19 protein-coding genes are annotated in these 19,110 nt (G+C 70.5%); 14 read left to right on the top strand and 5 right to left on the bottom strand.

Annotation, left to right across the window (positions count from 1 at the left end):
- Nucleotides 1-80: 80 nt before the first annotated feature.
- Together FHT37_RS16530 and FHT37_RS16525 are read left to right on the top strand one after the other, a co-directional pair.
- A complete protein-coding gene (locus tag FHT37_RS16530; protein ID WP_255489712.1) occupies nucleotides 81-1,013 on the top strand; it encodes a DMT family transporter in 933 nt (310 codons plus the stop codon).
- 191 nt (nucleotides 1,014-1,204) lie between these two features.
- Nucleotides 1,205-1,777 (top strand): hypothetical protein, encoded by a 573-nt coding sequence (locus tag FHT37_RS16525; RefSeq protein ID WP_183482944.1) that lies wholly within the window; start codon nucleotides 1,205-1,207, stop codon nucleotides 1,775-1,777.
- A 70-nt stretch (nucleotides 1,778-1,847) separates the two neighbouring features.
- Here the strand turns inward: FHT37_RS16525 and FHT37_RS16520 are convergent, their stop codons facing one another.
- Nucleotides 1,848-2,393: a proline racemase family protein gene (locus tag FHT37_RS16520; protein WP_091727988.1), complete on the bottom strand. Its 546-nt coding sequence runs from the start codon at nucleotides 2,391-2,393 to the stop codon at nucleotides 1,848-1,850.
- On the bottom strand, nucleotides 2,390-3,055 hold the full coding sequence (locus FHT37_RS16515; RefSeq protein WP_091727985.1) for a GntR family transcriptional regulator: 666 nt from the start codon (nucleotides 3,053-3,055) through the stop codon (nucleotides 2,390-2,392). Before FHT37_RS16515 ends, FHT37_RS16520 begins: the two co-directional genes overlap by 4 nt.
- A 216-nt stretch (nucleotides 3,056-3,271) precedes the next feature.
- Here FHT37_RS16515 and yajC point away from each other — a divergent pair, with 216 nt between their 5' ends.
- The 4 genes from yajC (at nucleotide 3,272) to FHT37_RS16495 (ending at nucleotide 9,153) form a co-directional block, all read left to right on the top strand.
- Nucleotides 3,272-3,601 carry a preprotein translocase subunit YajC gene (yajC, locus tag FHT37_RS16510; protein ID WP_183482943.1) on the top strand — a complete coding sequence of 110 codons (330 nt, stop codon included), beginning with the start codon at nucleotides 3,272-3,274 and terminating at the stop codon, nucleotides 3,599-3,601.
- A 167-nt stretch (nucleotides 3,602-3,768) separates the two neighbouring features.
- Nucleotides 3,769-5,673, top strand: a complete 1,905-nt coding sequence (gene secD / locus FHT37_RS16505) for a protein translocase subunit SecD (RefSeq protein WP_183482941.1) — start codon at nucleotides 3,769-3,771, stop codon at nucleotides 5,671-5,673.
- Nucleotides 5,674-5,712: 39 nt separating this feature from the next.
- A complete protein-coding gene (gene secF, locus FHT37_RS16500) occupies nucleotides 5,713-6,747 on the top strand; it encodes a protein translocase subunit SecF (protein WP_091727976.1) in 1,035 nt (344 codons plus the stop codon).
- 33 nt (nucleotides 6,748-6,780) lie between these two features.
- Nucleotides 6,781-9,153: a DUF1631 family protein gene (locus FHT37_RS16495; RefSeq protein WP_183482939.1), complete on the top strand. Its 2,373-nt coding sequence runs from the start codon at nucleotides 6,781-6,783 to the stop codon at nucleotides 9,151-9,153.
- A 110-nt stretch (nucleotides 9,154-9,263) separates the two neighbouring features.
- On the opposite strand, the gene FHT37_RS16490 is transcribed toward FHT37_RS16495, so the two are convergent.
- From FHT37_RS16490 to FHT37_RS16480, 3 genes are all read right to left on the bottom strand, one after another.
- Nucleotides 9,264-9,716, bottom strand: coding sequence for a DUF494 family protein (locus FHT37_RS16490; RefSeq protein WP_091727970.1), 453 nt, complete (start codon nucleotides 9,714-9,716; stop codon nucleotides 9,264-9,266).
- 78 nt (nucleotides 9,717-9,794) lie between these two features.
- The gene (dprA, locus tag FHT37_RS16485) at nucleotides 9,795-10,919 is read right to left on the bottom strand and encodes a DNA-processing protein DprA (protein WP_183482937.1); all 1,125 of its coding nucleotides are present in this window, start codon (nucleotides 10,917-10,919) and stop codon (nucleotides 9,795-9,797) included.
- A 42-nt stretch (nucleotides 10,920-10,961) separates the two neighbouring features.
- Entirely contained in the window at nucleotides 10,962-12,119 is a 1,158-nt protein-coding gene (locus FHT37_RS16480; RefSeq protein ID WP_183482935.1) for a LysM peptidoglycan-binding domain-containing protein, read from the bottom strand.
- Between the two features lie 226 nt (nucleotides 12,120-12,345).
- On the opposite strand from FHT37_RS16480, the gene def reads away from it, so the two are divergent.
- From def to FHT37_RS16440, 8 genes are all read left to right on the top strand, one after another.
- A complete protein-coding gene (gene def / locus FHT37_RS16475) occupies nucleotides 12,346-12,858 on the top strand; it encodes a peptide deformylase (RefSeq protein ID WP_091727960.1) in 513 nt (170 codons plus the stop codon).
- 26 nt (nucleotides 12,859-12,884) lie between these two features.
- The gene (fmt, locus tag FHT37_RS16470; RefSeq protein ID WP_183483076.1) at nucleotides 12,885-13,841 is read left to right on the top strand and encodes a methionyl-tRNA formyltransferase; all 957 of its coding nucleotides are present in this window, start codon (nucleotides 12,885-12,887) and stop codon (nucleotides 13,839-13,841) included.
- A gap of 292 nt (nucleotides 13,842-14,133) precedes the next feature.
- Nucleotides 14,134-14,979 carry a zinc metalloprotease HtpX gene (htpX, locus tag FHT37_RS16465; RefSeq protein ID WP_183482933.1) on the top strand — a complete coding sequence of 282 codons (846 nt, stop codon included), beginning with the start codon at nucleotides 14,134-14,136 and terminating at the stop codon, nucleotides 14,977-14,979.
- A 169-nt stretch (nucleotides 14,980-15,148) separates the two neighbouring features.
- Nucleotides 15,149-15,598 (top strand): hypothetical protein, encoded by a 450-nt coding sequence (locus tag FHT37_RS16460; RefSeq protein ID WP_183482931.1) that lies wholly within the window; start codon nucleotides 15,149-15,151, stop codon nucleotides 15,596-15,598.
- Between the two features lie 135 nt (nucleotides 15,599-15,733).
- Nucleotides 15,734-16,513, top strand: a complete 780-nt coding sequence (locus FHT37_RS16455; protein WP_183482929.1) for a head GIN domain-containing protein — start codon at nucleotides 15,734-15,736, stop codon at nucleotides 16,511-16,513.
- Nucleotides 16,514-16,617: 104 nt separating this feature from the next.
- Entirely contained in the window at nucleotides 16,618-17,358 is a 741-nt protein-coding gene (locus FHT37_RS16450) for an AzlC family ABC transporter permease (protein WP_091727947.1), read from the top strand.
- A complete protein-coding gene (locus tag FHT37_RS16445; RefSeq protein ID WP_183482927.1) occupies nucleotides 17,355-17,684 on the top strand; it encodes an AzlD domain-containing protein in 330 nt (109 codons plus the stop codon). The genes FHT37_RS16450 and FHT37_RS16445 overlap by 4 nt, the downstream gene beginning before the upstream one ends.
- A gap of 154 nt (nucleotides 17,685-17,838) precedes the next feature.
- Complete coding sequence (locus tag FHT37_RS16440; RefSeq protein ID WP_091727944.1) at nucleotides 17,839-19,032, top strand: phosphoglycerate kinase; 1,194 nt, start codon at nucleotides 17,839-17,841, stop codon at nucleotides 19,030-19,032.
- Nucleotides 19,033-19,110: the final 78 nt, after the last annotated feature.

Here is a 19,110-nt window from a genome sequence, read left to right as displayed (position 1 = left end):
GCGTGACGCCGACGCCTACCGTGGCGTCCGCGATGGCACCTGCGATGACGCCTGCGATGGCGCTCGCAATGGAGTCCGCGATGACGCCCGGCACTGTCGCGAACCCCGGACTGGGCGCGCCCGTCAGACGGTTGCGCGAAGGCCAACTGCTCATGATCGGCGGCGGCCTGCTGCTCGGCACCATCGGCGTCTTCGTCGAAGAGGCGGCGCAGGACCCGGCCACGACCGTGTGGTTCCGCTGCGTGTTCGGGCTGGCCGCGTTGCTGCTCTGGGGCGCCGCGCGCGGCCGGCTGGGGGAGCTCTTCCGGCTGCGGGGGCGGCCGCTGGTCGCGGTGATCGCCGTCGGCGCGCTGACGGTGCTGAACTGGGGCTTGTTCTTCGCGGCCATTCCGCGCTGCTCGATCGCCGTGTCCACCGTGGTCTTCCACGTGCAGCCCTTCTGGCTGATGGCGATGGGCGCGTTCTGGCTGCGCGAGCGCGTGGACCGCGCCCAGTGGCTCGCCGCGGCGGTGGCGCTGTGCGGGCTGGCGTTGGCCACCGGCATCGCGGACGAGGCCTTCGGCGCCACCGCCGGCGGGCGCGCGAGCGAGCTGCCCGGCTACGTCTCCGGCGTGCTGATGTGCCTGCTCGGATCGATCAGCTATGCGGCCGCCAGCTTCATCGCCAAGGTCGAGGCCGATCGCGCCGGCTCCTTCGCCTTGTCGGCGGGGCAGTGCGTCGTCGGCGCGCTGGTGCTGCTGCCCTGGCCGCTGATGCACGGCTGGCCGGCCTGGGGCGCCGCCTGGGGGTGGCTGGCGGGGCTGGGCGTGCTTCACACCGGGCTGGCCTACGTCATGCTCTACGCCGGCATGGCGCGCCTGGGCACCGGCCGCATCGCGGTGCTGCAGTTCGTCTATCCGGGCACGGCGGTGCTGGTCGACTGGCTCGTCTACGGCCGCGCGCTGGGGCCGGCGCAGCTGGCGGGCGTCGGACTCATCGCCGCGGCGCTGTGGACGCTGCGCCGGCGCGGCTGAGTTCAGGCGGCTTGACGCGGGCCTCGCGTGGGCCTCGCATGGGTCTCACGGGGACCTCATGTGGACTTCATGCGGGCTTTCCTTCACGGCTGCGCTTCGTCCCGCCGGTCATGCAGTCCGTCGCCGCGGGGAGGCCGCGCGTCGCGTCGGTTCGTAGAGTGCGCCGCATTCAGCGAACCACGGAGCGCCCGATGTCCACCTCTTCCGACCGCCATACTGCGACCGGCCCCGCCGGCCGGCATCGTCGCAACGCGCTGCTGCTGTCGGCGATCACGCTGGCGCTCGGCGCCTGCGCTCAACCGGCGCCGCCACCGCCGCCGCCCTCGGAGGGCTTCAGCGCCGGCATCACCTTCGACGCGAAGGAGGCCGATGGCGTCGACCTCGAGACGCCGCTGTATCCGGGCGCCGTGCCCTACAAGGATCGCGACGAGGACAAGTCCGGCGTCCGGATGAGCCTGTGGGGCGGCCTCTTCGGCATGCGCCTGGCAGCGGGCAAGTTCCAGAGCCAGGACGACGTCGACCGCGTCGGCCGCTTCTACCGCCGCGCGCTCGCGCGCTACGGCACGCCACTCGACTGCGGCGCGGCCGATGCGCCTCGCGGCAAGCCCAGGGACGGCGGTCCGCTCACCTGCGACGACGACAAGCCCGACGCCGGCGGCCGGCTCTACAAGGTCGGCCTGCCGAAGGACTTCCGCGTCGTGGCGGTGAAGCCGCTGCCCGATGGCACGACGCAGATCAGCGTCGCCCGGGTGAGCCTGCGATGAGCCGCCCCGGCAAGACCGCCATCCGTCGCGGCCCGGGCCAGCTGTCCCACCGGATCCGCCCGCGGCCGGTTCAATCGCCGCCGACCGCGGCCGCGCCCGGCGATGCCGCCGCCGGCGCGCCCCAGGCCAGCGGGTCGTCCGGCTCCGCGACCAGGGTGCCGTCGAAGAGGATGTGACCGCGGCCCTCGGGCGCCTGGAGCGCCGGATCGTCGAAGCGCACGCTGCCGTCCAGCGCGAAGCTCGCGGCGATCGTGCCCTCGGGCGTGTCCAGCCGCACCGGGCCCGGCCGCAGGCGTCCCACGTGCGCCAGCGCGGCGAGCACCGCGACCAGGCCGTCCGGCGTCGGCGCCACCGGGCCGGTGGCCGCCAGGAACAGCACGCCCACCAGGCTGCCGGGCCGCTCGGGCTCGGTCAGCAGCGCGGCCTGCGTGCCGGGCGCGCTGCGCGGCGCACCGGTCAGCGCGCGCCGCCAGGCATCGTGGCCGGCGTTGAAGGTCGCCAGCCGCTCGGTCATCGACGTGCCGGCCAGCGCGGGACCGCCGCTGACGACGATGCGGGTCAGCACGCCGCCGACATGCGCGTCGACGAGCCGGGCCGGGGTGGGCAGGACATTCATGCGATCACCTGTTGCGTGAAGTTGCGCAAGTGCGCCATCAGGGCGTCGGAGGCCTCGGCGGCGGCCTCGCCGTCCCCACTGGCGATGGTCTCGGCCAGGCGCTGGTGGGCCCGGGCGCCGCTGGCGACGTCACCCAGGTGCCGGTACGCGTACCAGAAGCGCCGGCACTGGATGATCATGGGCAGCACCGCCGCCACCGCGTAGCGGTTGCGGCAGGCCGCATGGTTGACGCGGTCGAGCTGCTGGTCGACCCGCATGTAGGCCTCCAGGTCCTGGCGCTCGGCCGCCTCGGCCATGCGCCCGGCGCAGGCCAGCAGCGCCGAGCGCTGTGCCGGCGAGGCCCGTCGCGCCGAACAGCACGCGATCAGCCGCTCCAGCGGCCGGCGTGCCTCCAGCAGGTCCAGGTGCTCGGCCAGCGGGATGTCGCTCACCAGCAGGCCGCGGCGCGGCTGCTGCGCGATCAGGCCGCTGGCGACCAGCCGCATCAGCGCCTCGCGCGTGGGCGTGCGCCCCAGGCCGATGCGGGCGATCAGCTCCGACTCCACCACCGGCGCCCCCGGGCGCAACTGCAGCGTCGCGATCAGGGTCTCGATCGCGTCATAGGCCTGGTCCGCCTGGCGGCGTTTCTCGACGTCCTGCAGTTCGAGGGTGTCCGAAGTCATGGGTGCGGATCATCGCAGGTCCACCCGGCGGGCTTCCCGGGACGGTATTGGATTGACTTTGCGCAGGTCAACCCCAGTTAAATCCGCGTCCGGCGGGCGCCGGGCCGGCCGGACGGGCCGCATACAATCACCGGTTCTTCCGTACGTCCGGGCCTCGCGCCCGGCGGCGCTCCGGCTTCCGGGCTCGCGCCAACGCCTTTCCTGAGGGATATCGACGTGTTTATTTCCAACGCTTTTGCCCAGACCGCGGGCGCCGCCTCGGCCGACCCGACCAGCGGCTTCCTGCAGATGCTGCCCCTGGTGGCCGTGTTCGTCGTCATGTACTTCGTGATGATCCGTCCCCAGATGAAGCGCCAGAAGGAGCACAAGGCGATGGTCGAGGCCCTGTCCAAGGGCGACGAGGTCATCACCGCGGGCGGCATGCTCGGCAAGGTCAGCAAGATCGGCGAGCAGTACCTGACCGTCGAGATCGCCTCCGGCGTCGAGATCCAGGTCCAGCGCACCTCGGTCGTGCAGGTCCTGCCCAAGGGCACCGTCTCGAAGTAATCCGACAACCCGACCCGGGGCGGCCCGCGCGATCCGCTCGATCCGCGTGACCGCTCCCTGACGACCCGGCCCGTGCCCCGCACCGGCCGGGTCCGCTTTCAGTGGCGCCCGCCGGCCCGACGCCGAGCGCGGAAGGGCGAGGCGCCTGGTTTTCAGAGGATCTCCTCATGAACCGTTATCCGCTGTGGAAGTACGCGCTGCTCGTCGTGGCGCTGCTCGTGGGCCTGATCTACACGCTGCCCAACCTGTTCGGCGAAGCGCCGGCGGTGCAGGTGTCCAGCGCCAAGGTCACCGTCAAGGTCGACGACGCCGTCCGGCAGCGCGTCGAGCAGGCGATCCAGCAGGTCGGCGTCACGCCCGACTTCGTGCATCTGGAAGCCGGCTCCGTGCGCGCCCGCTTCCATGACACCGACGCCCAGATCAAGGCCAAGGACGCGATCGCCAAGGCCCTCAACGGCAACGAGACCTCCGACCCGACCTTCATCGTCGCGCTCAACCTGGTCTCGCGCAGCCCCGACTGGCTGACCGCGCTGCATGCATTCCCGATGTACCTGGGCCTGGACCTGCGCGGCGGCGTCCACTTCCTGATGCAGGTCGACATGAAGGCCGCGCTGACGAAGAAGGCCGAGTCGATGGCCTCCGACGTCCGCACCATGCTGCGCGACAAGAACATCCGCCACGCCGGCATCACCCGCGAAGGCAACGACGTCGCCATCAACTTCCGCGACGAGGCCACCCGCACGCAGGCGCTGAACCTGCTGCGCGAGCAGGTGCCCGACTTCGCCTGGACCGCCACCGGCGCCGGCACCGAGCTGCGCCTGAGCGGCTCGCTCACGCCCAAGGCCGAGATCGCCGTCCAGGACGCCGCGATCAAGCAGAACATCACCACGCTGCACAACCGGGTCAACGAACTGGGCGTGGCCGAGCCGGTGATCCTGCAGCAGGGCCGCGACCGCGTCGTCGTGCAGCTGCCGGGCGTGCAGGACACGGCCAAGGCCAAGGACATCATCGGCCGCACCGCGACGCTGGAGCTGCGCATGGTCGACGACAGTGCCGAGGCGCAGGCCGCGCTGGCGGGCACCGGCCCGGTGCCCTTCGGCACCGAGCGCTTCACCGAAAGAGATGGCGCCCCGATCATCGTCAAGCGCCAGGTGGTGCTGACCGGTGACAACCTCAACGACGCCCAGCCCGGCTTCGACGAGAACCACCAGCCCTCCGTCAACCTGAAGGTCGACGCCAAGGGCGCCCGCATCATGAAGGACGTGTCGCGCGAGAGCATCGGCAAACGCATGGCCATCATCCTGTTCGAGAAGGGCAAGGGCCAGGTCGTGACCGCGCCGGTCATCCGCGGCGAGCTGGGCAACAGCTTCTCGATCACCGGCGGCAACATGTCCGCGCAGGAAGCCAGCGACAGCGCGCTGCTCCTGCGCGCCGGCTCGCTGGCCGCGCCGATGGAGATCATCGAGGAACGCACCATCGGCCCGTCGCTGGGCAAGGACAACATCGACAAGGGCATCGCGTCGGTCACCTGGGGCTTCGTCGCCGTGGCGATCTTCATGTGCCTGTACTACATGATGTTCGGCGTGTTCTCGGCGGTGGCGCTGGGCTTCAACCTGCTGCTGCTGCTGGCGGTGCTGTCGATGCTGCAGGCTACGCTGAGCCTGCCCGGCATCGCGGCCATCGCGTTGGTGCTGGGCATGGCCATCGACGCCAACGTGCTGATCAACGAGCGGGTGCGCGAGGAACTGCGCGCCGGCATGGCGCCGCAGCAGGCGATCCACGCCGGTTACGAGCGCGCCTGGGCCACCATCCTGGACTCCAACGTCACGACGCTGATCGCAGGCCTGGCGCTGCTGGCCTTCGGCTCCGGCCCGATCAAGGGCTTCGCGGTCGTGCACTGCCTGGGCATCATCACCTCGATGATCTCGTCGGTGATGTTCTCGCGCGCGCTGGTCAACCTCTGGTACGGGCGTCGCAAGCGCCTGAAGTCCGTGTCCATCGGCACCGTCTGGAAGCCGGACGCCACCCCCGGCACGCCGGACGGCGACGCCCCGGCCGCCGAGGCGCGCTGAGCGCCCCGGCCCCCCGCAGAGAAGAGAGCGCACAACGCCATGGAATTCTTCCGAATCAAACGGGACATCCCGTTCATGAAGCACGCGTTGATCCTCAACGCCGTGTCCTTCCTCACCTTCGTCGCCGCGGTGTTCTTCCTGGTCACCAAGGGGCTGCACTTCTCGATCGAGTTCACCGGCGGCACGGTGATCCAGGTCCAGTACGCGCAGGCGGCGGACGTCAACCGGACCCGTCACATCGTCGAGCAGATGGGCTTCGGCGAGATCCAGGTGACCAACTTCGGCACCTCGCGCGACGTGCTGATCCGCCTGCCGGTGAAGCCCGACGTCAAGCAGACCGAGCTGGTCGACCGCGTCTTCGGCGAGCTGTGCAAGGCGGAGCAGGGCAAGGTCGTGGCCCACCAGGAAGTCACCCCGCAAGGGGAGTCGGTGAGCAAGCAGGCCTGCGCGGTCAACGGCGCCGAGCCGCTGAAGCTGACCAGCAGCGAGGTCGTCGGCCCGTCCGTCGGCGCGGAGCTGGCCCACGACGCCGCGATGGCGCTGGGCTTCACCGTGATCGGCATCATGCTGTACCTGGCCTTCCGCTTCGAGTGGAAGTTCGCCGTGGCCGGCATCATCGCCAACCTGCACGACGTGGTGATCATCCTGGGCTTCTTCGCCTACTTCCAGTGGGAGTTCTCGCTGGCGGTGCTGGCGGCGATCCTGGCGGTGCTGGGTTACTCGGTGAACGAGTCGGTGGTCATCTTCGACCGGATCCGCGAGGCCTTCCGCAAGTACCGCAAGCTCAACACGCACGAGGTCATCGACCACGCGATCACGTCCACGATCAGCCGCACGATCATCACGCACGGCTCGACGCAGATGATGGTGCTGTCGATGCTGCTGTTCGGCGGCCCGACGCTGCACTACTTCGCGGTCGCGCTGACCATCGGCATCCTGTTCGGCATCTACTCGTCGGTCTTCGTCGCGGCGGCGATCGCGATGTGGCTGGGCGTCAAGCGCGAGGACCTGGTCAAGGCCGGCCCCGCCAAGCAGGGCGATCCGGACGACCCCAACGCCGGCGCGGTCGTGTAGTAGAGTCGTCCGCACTCCTCAACCTCACGCTCGATGACCGCCGCCGACGCAAGATCCCAGGCCCTGGCTTCGCAAGCGCGGCGCGTCCACACGGAGGTGCTGCTGCGAGGGCTGCCCGCCATGGTGGCGGTCCTGACCACGGCGGTGCAGGACCTGCTCTCGCAGCCGGCCGAGCACTCGCTGCAGATGGCCCGCCGCGATGCCTACGACGCCTGGCAGCGCGCCTCGACGCCCTGGCATGCGCGGCTGGGCAAGTCGCTGCGGCATGCGTACCACCACGGCACCGGCGATTCGCGCTCGGCGTCGCTCTCCTCCCGCCCCCAGAACCTGTCCCTGGTCAGCGACGACACGATCGAGCGCGAGATCATCGCCTCGCGACTCGCGCTGGCCATGATGGACAAGGCCAGCTGGGAGTTCAGCGACCTGCGCAACCGCATGCAGTCGCTGGAGCGCGTCGAGGACCTGGCCCAGCAGGACCTGCTGCGCGCGCAGGTGCTGTCACGGCTGGTGCTCGATGCCTGGTTCGAGGCGGGGCTGAGCAGTTCCGTCTGGCAGATGCTGCAGCGCTGGCTGCACCACGAGTTCTCCCAGCTGCTGAACGAGGCCTATCACGAAGCCAACCACTGGCTGATCCAGCAGGGCGTGATGCCCGAGGTGGACCTGCGCCCCTTCATCCGGCGCAACGCGCCGGCCGGCGGGATGACGCAGGCCGCGCCGCTGGGGCCGGCCACCGCGCATGGCGGCATCGCGCCGCAGGCGACGGCCCATGGCGCCCCGCTGGGTGCGCAGGCCGGCGGCCCGGCGGTGCCTGTCGGCACCCCGGCCAGCCAGTCGGCCCAGCAGGTGATGGCGCAGCTGCAGCGGGTGCTCGCGCGCCACGTGCCGGAGCTCGCGCAGGCGCCGGCGCGGTCCGGCATGCCCATGCCGGGACCGGCGACCCGCAGCGGCCTGCCGGCGGCGCCGGTCGGTGCGTCGGGCATGTCGGGCGCCGGCCCGGTCACTCGGGGCGGTTCACCGCGCCTGAGCGCCGCAATCAATCATGCCCAGGAAGCGGTGCAGCGCCGCGCCGACCAGGTCGCCACGGTGGACCAGCAACTGACGGCGCCGCAGGCGCTCGACGAGATCCGCCATCGCAACCAGGCGCTGAAGCAGGTCCTCAAGAGCGCCGCCGACACGCCGGCCGAGCGCGCGACCATCGAGCTGGTCGCCTTGCTCTTCCAGGCCATCCTGCAGGAAGAGCGCATCCCGCCGGCGATCCGGGTCTGGTTCGCGCGGCTGCAGATGCCGGTGCTGCGGGTGGCCGTGGGCGAGCCCGACTTCTTCGCCACCGACGACCACCCCGCGCGGCGCCTGATTGACCGGATGGGCTCCTGCGTCATGGGCTTCAGCACGTCCACCGCCGAGATCGGCGACGCGCTGGAGCGCGAGATCAAGCGCGTCGTGCAGGTCGTCGAGGCCTATCCCGACACCGGCCGGCGCGTGTTCCAGACGGTGCTGACCGAGTTCGAGAAATTCCTCGACCACTACTTCGAGCAGGAGAACGAGGTCTCGAAGAAGGGCGTGTCGCTGGCGCAGCAGGTGGAGCAGCGCGAGACGCTGGCGATCCAGTACACGATCGAGCTGCGCAAGATGCTGTCCGAGGTGCCGGTGCAGGACGGCGTGCGCGACTTCCTGTTCCAGGTCTGGGCCGACGTGCTGGCGGTGACCGGCGTGCGCTACGGGCCGCAGGCCGAACAGACCAAGGCGATGAAGCGCGCCGCGGCCGACCTGATCTGGTCGGCCAGCGCGAAGGTGTCGCGCGAGGACCGGGCCGAGGTGATCCGGCGCCTGCCGCCGCTGCTCAAGACGCTGCGCGACGGCATGGGCCACGCGGGCATGGGCCATGAGCGCCAGGATGAGCACATCCGTTCGCTGAACAATGCGCTGGCGGCGGCCTTCACCGCCAAGACCGCCGCGATCCCGCGCGAGCGCCTGGACGACCTGATGAGCCAACTCGAGACGCTGGAGGCGATGCTGCCGTCGCCCGAGGCGGGCGAGATCAACGAGACGCTGGTGCGCGACCTGTCCAGCCACGAGTGCGACGGACTGGAAGTGGTGGCCGAAGGCGGCGCCGCGCCGACGCCGGCGATGCTGGCCTGGGCGCGCGAGCTGCAGGTGGGCAGCTGGTACATGCTGGACTACCGGGGCCGGGTGGAGCCGGTCCAGCTGGTCTGGCGCGGGCTGCGGCACCACCTGATCCTGTTCGTCTCGCCGCAGGGGCGGGGCGTGCTGTTCCAGCTGAGCCGCCTGGCGGCTTTCCTGCAGGCCGGGCTGATGCTGCCCGCCCAGGATGAATCGCTGACCGTCAAGGCGACGCGCAACGCGCTGGCCAAGCTCGAGGTCGATCCGAGCCGGCTGCTCGCCTGAGGGCGGGTGAGGGCGGGGTGGGGGCGGGGCGCTGTTGCCGGCGCCCTAATGAAAAAAACCGGCGCCGCGAGATGCGGGGCTGGTTTCTTTTTTGAGCGCTGGCGCCCGGTTCAGTGGATCAGGCGCTCTTCGGGCGCGACGAACAGTTCGTCGAGGATCAGCGCGTCGGGCTCCTCGCCCAGGCTCCAGAACACCATCAGCACGATGATCTTCAGGTCCTCGAGGTCCAGCGGGCCGCCGGGGATCGCCATCGCGCGGTCGATCACCATTTCCCGCATCGCGGTCGGCAGCACGCCGGCCGAGGCCAGGAAGCTGATGAAGCCGACGGAGCTTTCGCCCAGGTGCTCCTGCTCCTCGCGGGTATAGATGCGCAGGCTGCGCTCGCCGGGCTCGCCGTGGTGCGACTGGGCCGAGGCGGCCAGGCCGTCCAGCCAGGACAGCGCGTCGCGGATTTCGTCATCCTCGAAGCCGACTGCCGACAATTTCCGGGTCAGCTGGGCGTGATCCGGGCAGGCGTCGGGCCGCCAGTAGGTTTCGTACAGATAGACGAGCACGTCGAACATGGCGGGCACTATAACCGACCGCCCGAAAGCCCTTCCGGCCGAAATGAGCCCCGGCGGAGGTCGACATCCACGGATGCTTCAGGCCCGGCGACGGCGCTGGAACAGCGCGCCGGGGAGGCGGGCGACGAGGCCCTCGAGCTCCAGGTCCAGCAGGGTGGCGTTCAGCTCGTCCTGCGGCCAGCCGCTGCGCTGCGACAGCTGCTCGAGCGAGACGGTGTCCCGGCCGATGGCCCGGAGCAGCGGGTGGTCGTCCTGGACTGCGGAGGGTTCTGGCGTTGCCTCGGCGTCCGCTTCCGGCTCGGGGTCAATCGCCGCCTCGCGTGGCGAACCCCGCGCCGGCAGCTCGGCGAGCAGGTCGTCCAGCTCCTGGACCAGGCAGGCGCCCTGCTTGAGCAGGTGGTGGCAGCCCTTGGACTGGGGAGCATGGATCGGTCCGGGGATCGCGAACACCTCGCGGCCCGCTTCCGAGGCCTGCCGCGCGGTGATCAGCGAGCCGGACTTCAGCGCCGCCTCCACGACCAGGCAGCCCTCAGACAGGCCCGCGATGATGCGATTGCGTTGCGGAAAGTTCGGCGCCATTGGCGGCGTGCCGACGAAATACTCGCTGACCAGCAGTCCGCGGCGGGCGATGTGGCGGGAAAGTTCGGCGTGACCGAGCGGGTAGACCTGGTCCGGCCCGGTGCCGAGCACGGCGATCGTCCCGCCGGGCGTGTGCAGCGCCGCCTCATGGGCCGCGCCATCGATGCCTTGCGCGAGGCCGGACACAACGCAGAACCCGGCTTCTCCCAGGCCCGCGGCGAAGTGGCGCGCGTTTTCGTCGCCCTGGGGGCTGGGCCGGCGGCTCCCGACCACGGCGACGCAGCGCTGCCCCAGCAGCTCGCGTCGGCCGTCGAGGTACAGCATCAGCGGCGGGTCGGCCGTGTTGAGCAGCGCGAACGGGTAATCGGTGTCGCTGAGCAGCAGGATCGAGCGCCGCTCGCTGCCGGAGAGCCACGCCTGGGTCCGGCGCACGAGGCGGTCCAGCTCGGTGGGCGGGCTGCGCAGCCGCTCAGCTTCCTCGGCCGAGAGCGCCTGCCCCCAGCCGGCCTGACCGGCCGCCAGGGCGGCGCCTGGACCGCCATGGCGCGCCAGCAGCCGGCGAGCGGCGCCGCGTGAGACGCAGGACAGCAGCCGGAGCCAGTCGCGCAGATCGTCTGGGCTCATCCGTTCGGTCCTGACTGCGACCTGGTCCGGAGAGCCGCACGATCACGGCTGGGTGAAGCGGTCGCCCGGGACGACCGGTTCCTGGACCGACAGGATCAGCGCGTACGACACCCGGTCGAAGACCTGGAAGACGAACAGCTGGCCGTGACGCTCGTCGGGGAGCTTCACTTCCTCGCGGCGGGGCGTCGTCGGATCGCGCACGACACGGCCGCTGTGCCAGAGCGCCAGCACATGGCCGCGCTCCAGGCCATCGCGGCTGCCCTTGTTGAGCGCGACGATCTGGTTCTGGCCCGCGGTGATCGCGTCGCCGTAGATGGACACGATGTAGCCATCGATCGCGCCAGCCGGCGCGTGCGGCACATAGCTCGTGTAGGAGCGCGGCGGAATCGGCGCGATCCGGTCGCCGGGCTGCGCTTCCAGGCGGTTCAGCGTCAGCGTGAGCGTCGCGGGGACTTCCTTGGTGCTGGCCGTCGCGGGCGCGCCGGCGCGGGTCAGGTCCGCGGTGCCGACGTAGACGGCCTCGTAGCCCAGCACTTCCTTGGACACCGGGTCGCGCAGCGGGCGCGGCTCGCGGAACACGCGGTAGGCATCGATGTCGGGCGTCAGGTTGCCGCGCACATAGGCCCGGTCGCCCTTGGTCATCCAGACGCGGTTTTCCTGCGCCGAGACGATGCGGGGGGCCGTCGCCAGTTCGTTGCCGTTCAGGACGACCGCCTCGTTGAGGAAGGGCTCGATCAGGTGCTGCGGGATCGCGGCGATGGAGCCGTCGTACAGCGACTCGGCGCGCACGCGCGGCGAGAGCTTGACCGTGCCGCCGGCCGCGCCGCCGACATCGCGACCCACCTGCAGCCGCGCGCGGCCGTCGGACTTGATCAGCATCAGCACCTGGCCCGGGTAGATCAGGTGGGGGTTGCGGATCTGGTCGGTGTTCATGCCCCAGAGCTCAGGCCAGCGCCACGGGCTCTTCAGGAACAGGCCGGAGATGGCCCAGAGCGTGTCGCCCGACTTGACGGTGTAGGTGTCGGGCGCGTTCGGCGCCAGCTCCGACAACGGCACACCGGCCTGCGCGACCTGCTGGGCGGTCTGGCGCTGGTCGGGCGTGATGGGGTAGTTGCCTGCCGCGAAGGACGTCGTGGCGGCAGAGGCCGCCAGCAGGGCTGCAAAAATCGTCGTCAAGCCCAGCGGCCGCCTTTGCGTCATTACTTGTTCTCCCGCGCCGAGATCGAAGGCCCCTCGTGGCCAATGGCGCTTTTGTGACGAGGGCCGTGCAGTCCGCCAAATCGGCGAAAATCGACCTTCTCGCTGGCGGCGATTCTGCCCCGGTTCAGGGGCACCCGCAATGAAGGTGCCCGCCGTCCCTTGCAAGCCCTTACAAACAGGCGTTGTGCGCCGTCCACAGCGGTCCACCACCCTCCGCGTCCCCACCATGGCGAAACTTTCCATTCTTCGATACCCCGATCCGCGCCTGCACACCGTCGCCAAGCCGATCACCGCCGTCGACGACCGCATCCGCGCGCTGGCTGACGACATGCTGGAGACGATGTACGACGCTGACGGCGTCGGCCTCGCCGCCACGCAGGTGGACGTGCACGAGCGCCTGCTGGTGATGGACGTCTCCGAGGAACGCAACCAGCCGCTGGTGCTGATCAACCCGGAACTGGTCGCGCGCAGCGAGGAAATGATGGAAGGCGAGGAGGGCTGCCTCTCGGTGCCGACCATCTACGACAAGGTCATGCGTCACAAGAAGGTCACCGTGCAGGCGCTGGACCGCGACGGCCACACCTTCCAGTTCGACGCCGAGGGCCTGCTGGCCGTCTGCGTGCAGCACGAGATGGACCACCTGGCCGGCAAGGTGTTCGTCGAATACCTGAGCCCGCTCAAGCGCGAGCGCATCAAGACCAAGCTGGTGAAGAAGGCCCGCGAGGACGCCAAGCGCTGATGGCCGACGCCCCGACCCCCGGCGGCCTGCGCGTCGCCTTCGCCGGCACGCCCGAGTTCGCGGCCGTCGCGCTGCAGGCGCTGCTCGACGCCCGCTTCGAGGTGCCGCTGGTGCTGAGCCAGCCCGACCGCCCCGCCGGTCGCGGCATGAAGCTGCAGGCCTCGCCGGTGAAGCAGCTTGCGGTGGCGCACGGCCTGGCGGTCGCGCAGCCGCGCAGCCTGCGGCTGGACGGCAAGTTCCCGGGCGAAGCCCAGGCCGGCCGCGAGGCCTTGCTGGCGGCCCGGCCCGACGTGCTGGTGGTGGCCGCCTACGGGCTCATCCTGCCGCGGTGGGTGCTGGACCTGCCGCGCCTGGGCTGCCTGAACATCCACGGCTCGATCCTGCCGCGCTGGCGCGGCGCGGCGCCCATCCACCGCGCGATCGAGGCCGGCGACACCGAGACCGGCATCACCATCATGCAGATGGACGAGGGCCTGGATACCGGCGACATGCTGCTGATCGAGCGGCTGCCGATCGCCGCGGCGGACACGACCGCCACGCTGCACGACAAGCTGGCGACGCTCGGCGGCCGCATGATCGTCGAGGCGCTGGAACTCGCCGCCTGCGGCGGTTTCCACCCGGTGAAGCAGCCCGAGGCCGGCGTCACCTACGCCCACAAGATCGAGAAGGCCGAGAGCCAGATCCGCTGGTCCGACGACGCCGCGCAGATCGCGCGGCGGCTGCGCGCCTTCGATCCGTTCCCCGGCGGCGTCGCCCAGCTGGACAGTGAGCCGCTCAAGGTCTGGCGCGCCGAGGTCGTCGACACCGACGGCGTGCGCGGCGAACCGGGGCGGGTGCTGGCGGTGTCGGTCGATGGGCCGGTCGTGGCGTGTGGGAGCGGCAGCGTTCGCTTGACGGAGCTCCAGCGCGCCGGCGGCAAGCGGCTGCCCGCGGCAGCCTTCCTCCAGGCGCGGCCGCTCCAGGTGGGTGAATCGCTCGGGTGAGCTTCGCCCCTGCGGCGACCGAGCAGCTCGCGGGCAATGCCCATGCCCCTTTCCGCTCAATCGCCTCCGCACGCTCGGCATTCGCTTCAAGGGGCATGGGCATCGCCCGCGAGCGAGACACCGAGTCGGGGCTGGCGGTGGGGTGGGGCAGTTCGCTTATTTCTGGCTGAAGGCGTGGGGAAACCGGCTTGAATGCGCCGACCCCGCCGTCAGGTGGGACGACCTGGACGGTGTACCGTTCAGACTGATTTCCGATCGCGGCTCCGGCCGCAGTTCTCCGAGGAGTGATTGCATGTTCAACCTGATGAAGACCGCCATCCTGATGGCCGCCATCACCGCGCTGTTCATGGCGATCGGCTCCGTGCTGGGCGGCCAGACGGGCATGCTGATCGCGCTGGTGATCGCGGTGGGCATGAACTTCTTCAGCTACTGGTTCTCCGACAAGCTGGTGCTGAAGATGTACAACGCCCAGGAAGTCGACGAGCGCAGCGCGCCGCAGTTCTACAACATGGTCAAGGAGCTGGCCCAGCGCGCCCAGCTGCCCATGCCCAAGGTCTACCTGATCCAGGAAGACGCACCCAACGCCTTCGCCACCGGCCGCAACCCGGACCACGCCGCGGTCGCCGCGACGACCGGCATCCTGCGCGTGCTGTCGGAACGCGAGCTGCGCGGCGTGATGGCCCACGAGCTGGCCCACGTGAAGCACCGCGACATCCTGATCTCCACGATCAGCGCGACGATGGCCGGCGCGATCTCGATGCTGGCCAACTTCGCGATGTTCTTCAGCCCGCGCGACAGCGAAGGCCGGCCCGCCAACCCGATCGTCGGACTGCTGGTGGCGATCCTGGCGCCGATCGCGGCCTCGCTGATCCAGATGGCGATCAGCCGCGCCCGTGAATTCGAGGCGGACCGCGGCGGCGCGGAGATCTCCGGCGACCCGCAGGCATTGGCCTCGGCGCTGGACAAGATCCACCGCTACGCCCAGGGCATCCCGCTGGAGACGGCGGAGCGCCATCCGGAGACGGCCCAGATGATGATCATGAATCCGCTGTCCGGCGGCGGCCTGCGCGGCCTGTTCAGCACCCATCCGTCGACCGAGGAACGCATTGAGCGCCTGATGGCGATGTCCCGCCGCTGAACGCGGGACCCGCGGCCCGGCCGGGCGATCCGGCGCGCCGGCCAGACGAAACACCGCCTCCGGGCGGTGTTTTTCATTCGACCGGGGCGGGCGGAGGCGACGGCACAATGGCCCGTTCCGCCGGCCTGCCTGATTCAAGCGTTCGCCCCGGCGGCCGATAAAGGACAGCATGAAGGCTTCCCTCCGCTCCCTGACCGCCTCGGCGGCGCTGCTCGGCGCCGTCGCGCTGCTGGCCGGCTGCGACCAACTCGGCATCGAGGACCCCGCCAAGGTGGCGGCGGCCAAGCAGGCCGAGGGCAAGGCCATCGGCGGCGCCTGCCGCAACGCGCTGCGCGCCATCGAGGACTGCTACGCCCTGAACCCCAAGGCCCAGAAGGCCGCGGTGTACGACGGCTGGCGCGAGATGGACGAGTACATGCGCGAGAACAAGCTCGAGGGCACCCGCCCGCTGGTGGCGAATCCGCAGGCCAGCCGGCCGGCCGCCGAGGAGGAGGAACCGTCGCCGCGCTCCGCCAAGGGGCAGGTGGGCACGTCGGACAAGGCGGCGGAGAAGAGCTCGGAGAAGGGTTCCGAGAAGGGCTCGGACAAGGACAAGGCCGGCGAGAAGGGTGGCCACTGAGCCCGGCTCGGTTCGGTCGGGCCATCGGACCGCCGCGCAGTTGATCCCCCGGAGGGTGCAGTTCGTCTTGCCCCGGTCGCCGGCGCGGGTCGTCGCGACGAAGATGCGATCATCCGAAAGATCAGGAGATCGTCCATGACCACTTCGTCCTTCCGTGCTTCCCGTCGTCTGTTCGCCGTCGCCGCGCTGGGCCTGGCCGCCGCCGCGACGGTCGGCACCGCCCATGCCTGGTCGCTGAGCTTCGGCAGCTCGCAGCGCATCGAGGGCAACGGCGAGGTCGCCGCCGAGGCGCGCGACGTCGGCGCCTTCGACGCGGTGGCGCTGTCGGGCGATTTCAAGGTCTTCGTGCGGTCGGGCGCGTCCGACAAGGTCGAGGTGAAGACCGACCGCAACCTGCTCGCCTACATCGAGACCAAGGTCGTCGACGGCAGCAAGGGCCGCACGCTGGAGATCTCGCCCAAGCGCGGTTACAGCCTGAACGCCAAGGGCTCGCCGGTGATCACGCTGGACATGCGCCAGCTGCGCGGCCTGTCGATCGCCGGCTCTGGCGACATCCGCGTCGAGCCGATGAAGACGAGCAACCTGGAAGCCAGCATCGCCGGCAGCGGCGACCTGCGCATGCAGGGCCTGGAGGCCGACCATGTGACGCTGCGCGTGGCCGGCAGCGGCGACATGCAGGTCCACGGCAAGGCCAATGCGCTGTCCGTGACGGTGGCCGGCAGCGGCGACGTCAAGACCCGCGAGCTGGTCGTGGACGAGGCCAAGGTCAGCATCTCCGGCAGCGGCGACGTCACCGTGGCGCCGACCCGCAAGCTGGACGTGCGGATCGCCGGCTCCGGCGACGTCGGCTACGTCGGCAGCCCCGAGATCAGCCTGTCCAACGCCGGATCGGGCTCGGTCCGCAAGCTGAAGTAAGCCCCCCGGGCGCCGGCTGCGCCGGGCGCTCTGTGGACGCCCCTCGCCGCGGCAGCGGCCGAGGGGCGCTTCGTTTCCGGACCACGCCGACGACAATCGCGGCCATGGTGGAAGGACTCGCGGCGCTGGTGCGCCATCCGGAATTCAAGCGCGGCTCGCGCGACATGCTCGGCATCACGCTGGGCATCTCGGCCTGGGGGCTGGTGACCGGCGTGGCCATGGTCAAGAGCGGCCTGGGCGTGGGGCTGTCGCTGCTGATGAGCCTGGTGGTCTTCGCAGGCAGCTCGCAGCTGGCGTCGCTGCCGCTGCTGGCCAGCGGCGCGCCGCTGTGGGTGCTGTGGGCCACCGCCTTCTGCGTGAACCTGCGCTTCGTCATCTTCAGCGCCCAGTGGCGCCTGTACTTCGAGCCGCTGCCGCGCGCGCAGCGGCTGTTCATCGGCTACTTCGCGGCCGATCTGAACTACGTCGCCTTCCTCAAGCGCTTCCCGGACCTAAAACCTGATCCCGCGAACCAGTTGCCGTACTTCTGGGGCGGCGTCGCGACCAACTGGGTCGCCTGGCAGGCGCCGGCCATCGCCGGCATCCTGCTGGCCGACACCATTCCCACCACCTGGGGCCTGGGTTTCGCCGGCGTGCTGGCGCTGCTGGGGCTGAGCTACTCGCTGCTGAAGGACCGCAACACCTGGGTCTCGGGCGCGGTGGCCGGCTGCGCGGCCGTGGCCGCGTATGCGCTGCCGCTGCGGCTCAACATCCTGGTGGCGATCGCCGCCGCGGTGGCCGTGGGCCTGCTGATGGAGAAATGGCTGCCGCCTCCGACCCCGGCCGCCGGCGGGAGGTCGGCATGAGCCTCTGGGAAGCGGTGCTGGGCATCCTTGGCATGGGCGCGATCACGGTGGTCACGCGCAGCTTCTTCATGATCCCGGACCGCGAGATCCCGCTGCCCCAGTGGGTGCGCGACGGCCTGCGCTACGCGCCGCTGGCCGCGCTCGCGGCGGTGATCGTGCCGGAGATCGTCATGACGCAGGGCGAGCTGATCCACACCTGGAAGGACGCCCGGCTGTATGCGACGGCCGTCGGCACCGCCTATTTCTTCTGGCGGCGCGGCATCCTGGGCACCATCGTCAGCGGCACGGCGGTGATGCTGGCGCTGCGGGTCGGCCTGGGCTGGTAGACCCGGCCGGGCCCGTCCTGACGCCGGTTCCAGCGGCGTTTCGTAACCGTCCCGGACAGGGCCGCGCCCGGCCGGCTGGTAAGCTGCGCCCCGATTCGCCGGGCCCGCCCGCAGTGCCCGGACACCCGCTTTCCAACTACTCGAAGCTCATCCCATGAACGTCCTGCGATTCGCCGATCTGATCGCCGCCGGCAAGGTGGCCGACCAGCGCGTGTTCATCCGCGCCGACCTGAACGTGCCGCTCAACGACGCCGGCCAGATCACCGAGGACACGCGCGTGCGCGCCTCCATCCCCGCGATCGAGATGGCGCTGAAGGCCGGTGCCGCGGTGATGGTGACCTCGCACCTGGGCCGCCCGACCGAGGGCGAGTTCAAGCCCGAGGATTCGCTCGCGCCGGTCGCCAAGCGCATGGGCGAGCTGCTGGGCCGCGAAGTGCCGCTGGTGGCGAACTGGGTCGATGGCGTCGACGTGAAGCCGGGCCAGGTGGTGCTGCTCGAGAACTGCCGCGTCAACAAGGGCGAGAAGAAGAACAGCGAGGAGCTGGCGAAGAAGATGGCCGCGCTGTGCGACATCTTCGTGCACGACGCCTTCGGCACCGCGCACCGGGCCGAGGCCTCGACCTATGGCATCGCGCAGTTCGCCAAGGTCGCCTGCGCCGGTCCGCTGCTGGCGGCCGAGATCGATGCCATCAGCAAGGCGCTGGCCAACCCGAAGCGCCCGCTGGTGGCGATCGTGGCGGGCTCCAAGGTGTCGACCAAGCTGACCATCCTGCAGTCGCTCTCCAGGAACGTCGATGGCCTGATCGTCGGCGGCGGCATTGCCAACACCTTCATGCTGGCGGCCGGCCTGAAGATCGGCAAGTCGCTGGCGGAGCCGGACCTGCTCGGCGAAGCCAAGGCGGTGATCGAGTCGATGAAGGCGCGCGGCGCCGCGGTGCCGATCCCGGTGGACGTGGTGACGGCCAAGGCCTTCGCGGCCGACGCGCCGGCGACGGTGAAGGCCGCCACCGAGGTGGCCGATGACGACCTGATCCTGGACATCGGCCCGAAGACCGCGGCGCTGCTGGCCGAGCAGCTGAAGGCGGCCGGCACCATCGTCTGGAACGGCCCGGTGGGCGTGTTCGAGTTCGACGCCTTCGCGCACGGCACCGAGACCATCGCCCGCGCGATCGCGGCGTCGGACGCGTTCTCGATCGCCGGCGGCGGCGACACGCTGGCCGCGATCGCCAAGTACGGCATCGAGCAGGACGTGGGCTACATCTCCACCGGCGGCGGCGCCTTCCTGGAAGTGTTGGAAGGCAAGACCCTGCCGGCCTTCGAGATCCTGTCCAAGCGCGCGCAGGGCTGAGCGCGGCAAGGCGAGGAGCGGTGGCGACGAAAGCCGCCGCGTGACGCAAGGGGCGCCTCGGCGCCCTTTTTCATGCTG

This window comes from Mitsuaria sp. BK037, assembly GCF_014193045.1.
In the GTDB taxonomy this organism is placed as follows: Bacteria; Pseudomonadota; Gammaproteobacteria; order Burkholderiales; family Burkholderiaceae_C; genus Roseateles.
The sequence above is the reverse complement of the archived record's forward strand: the minus strand, read 5'-3'. Positions and strand labels throughout refer to the sequence as shown.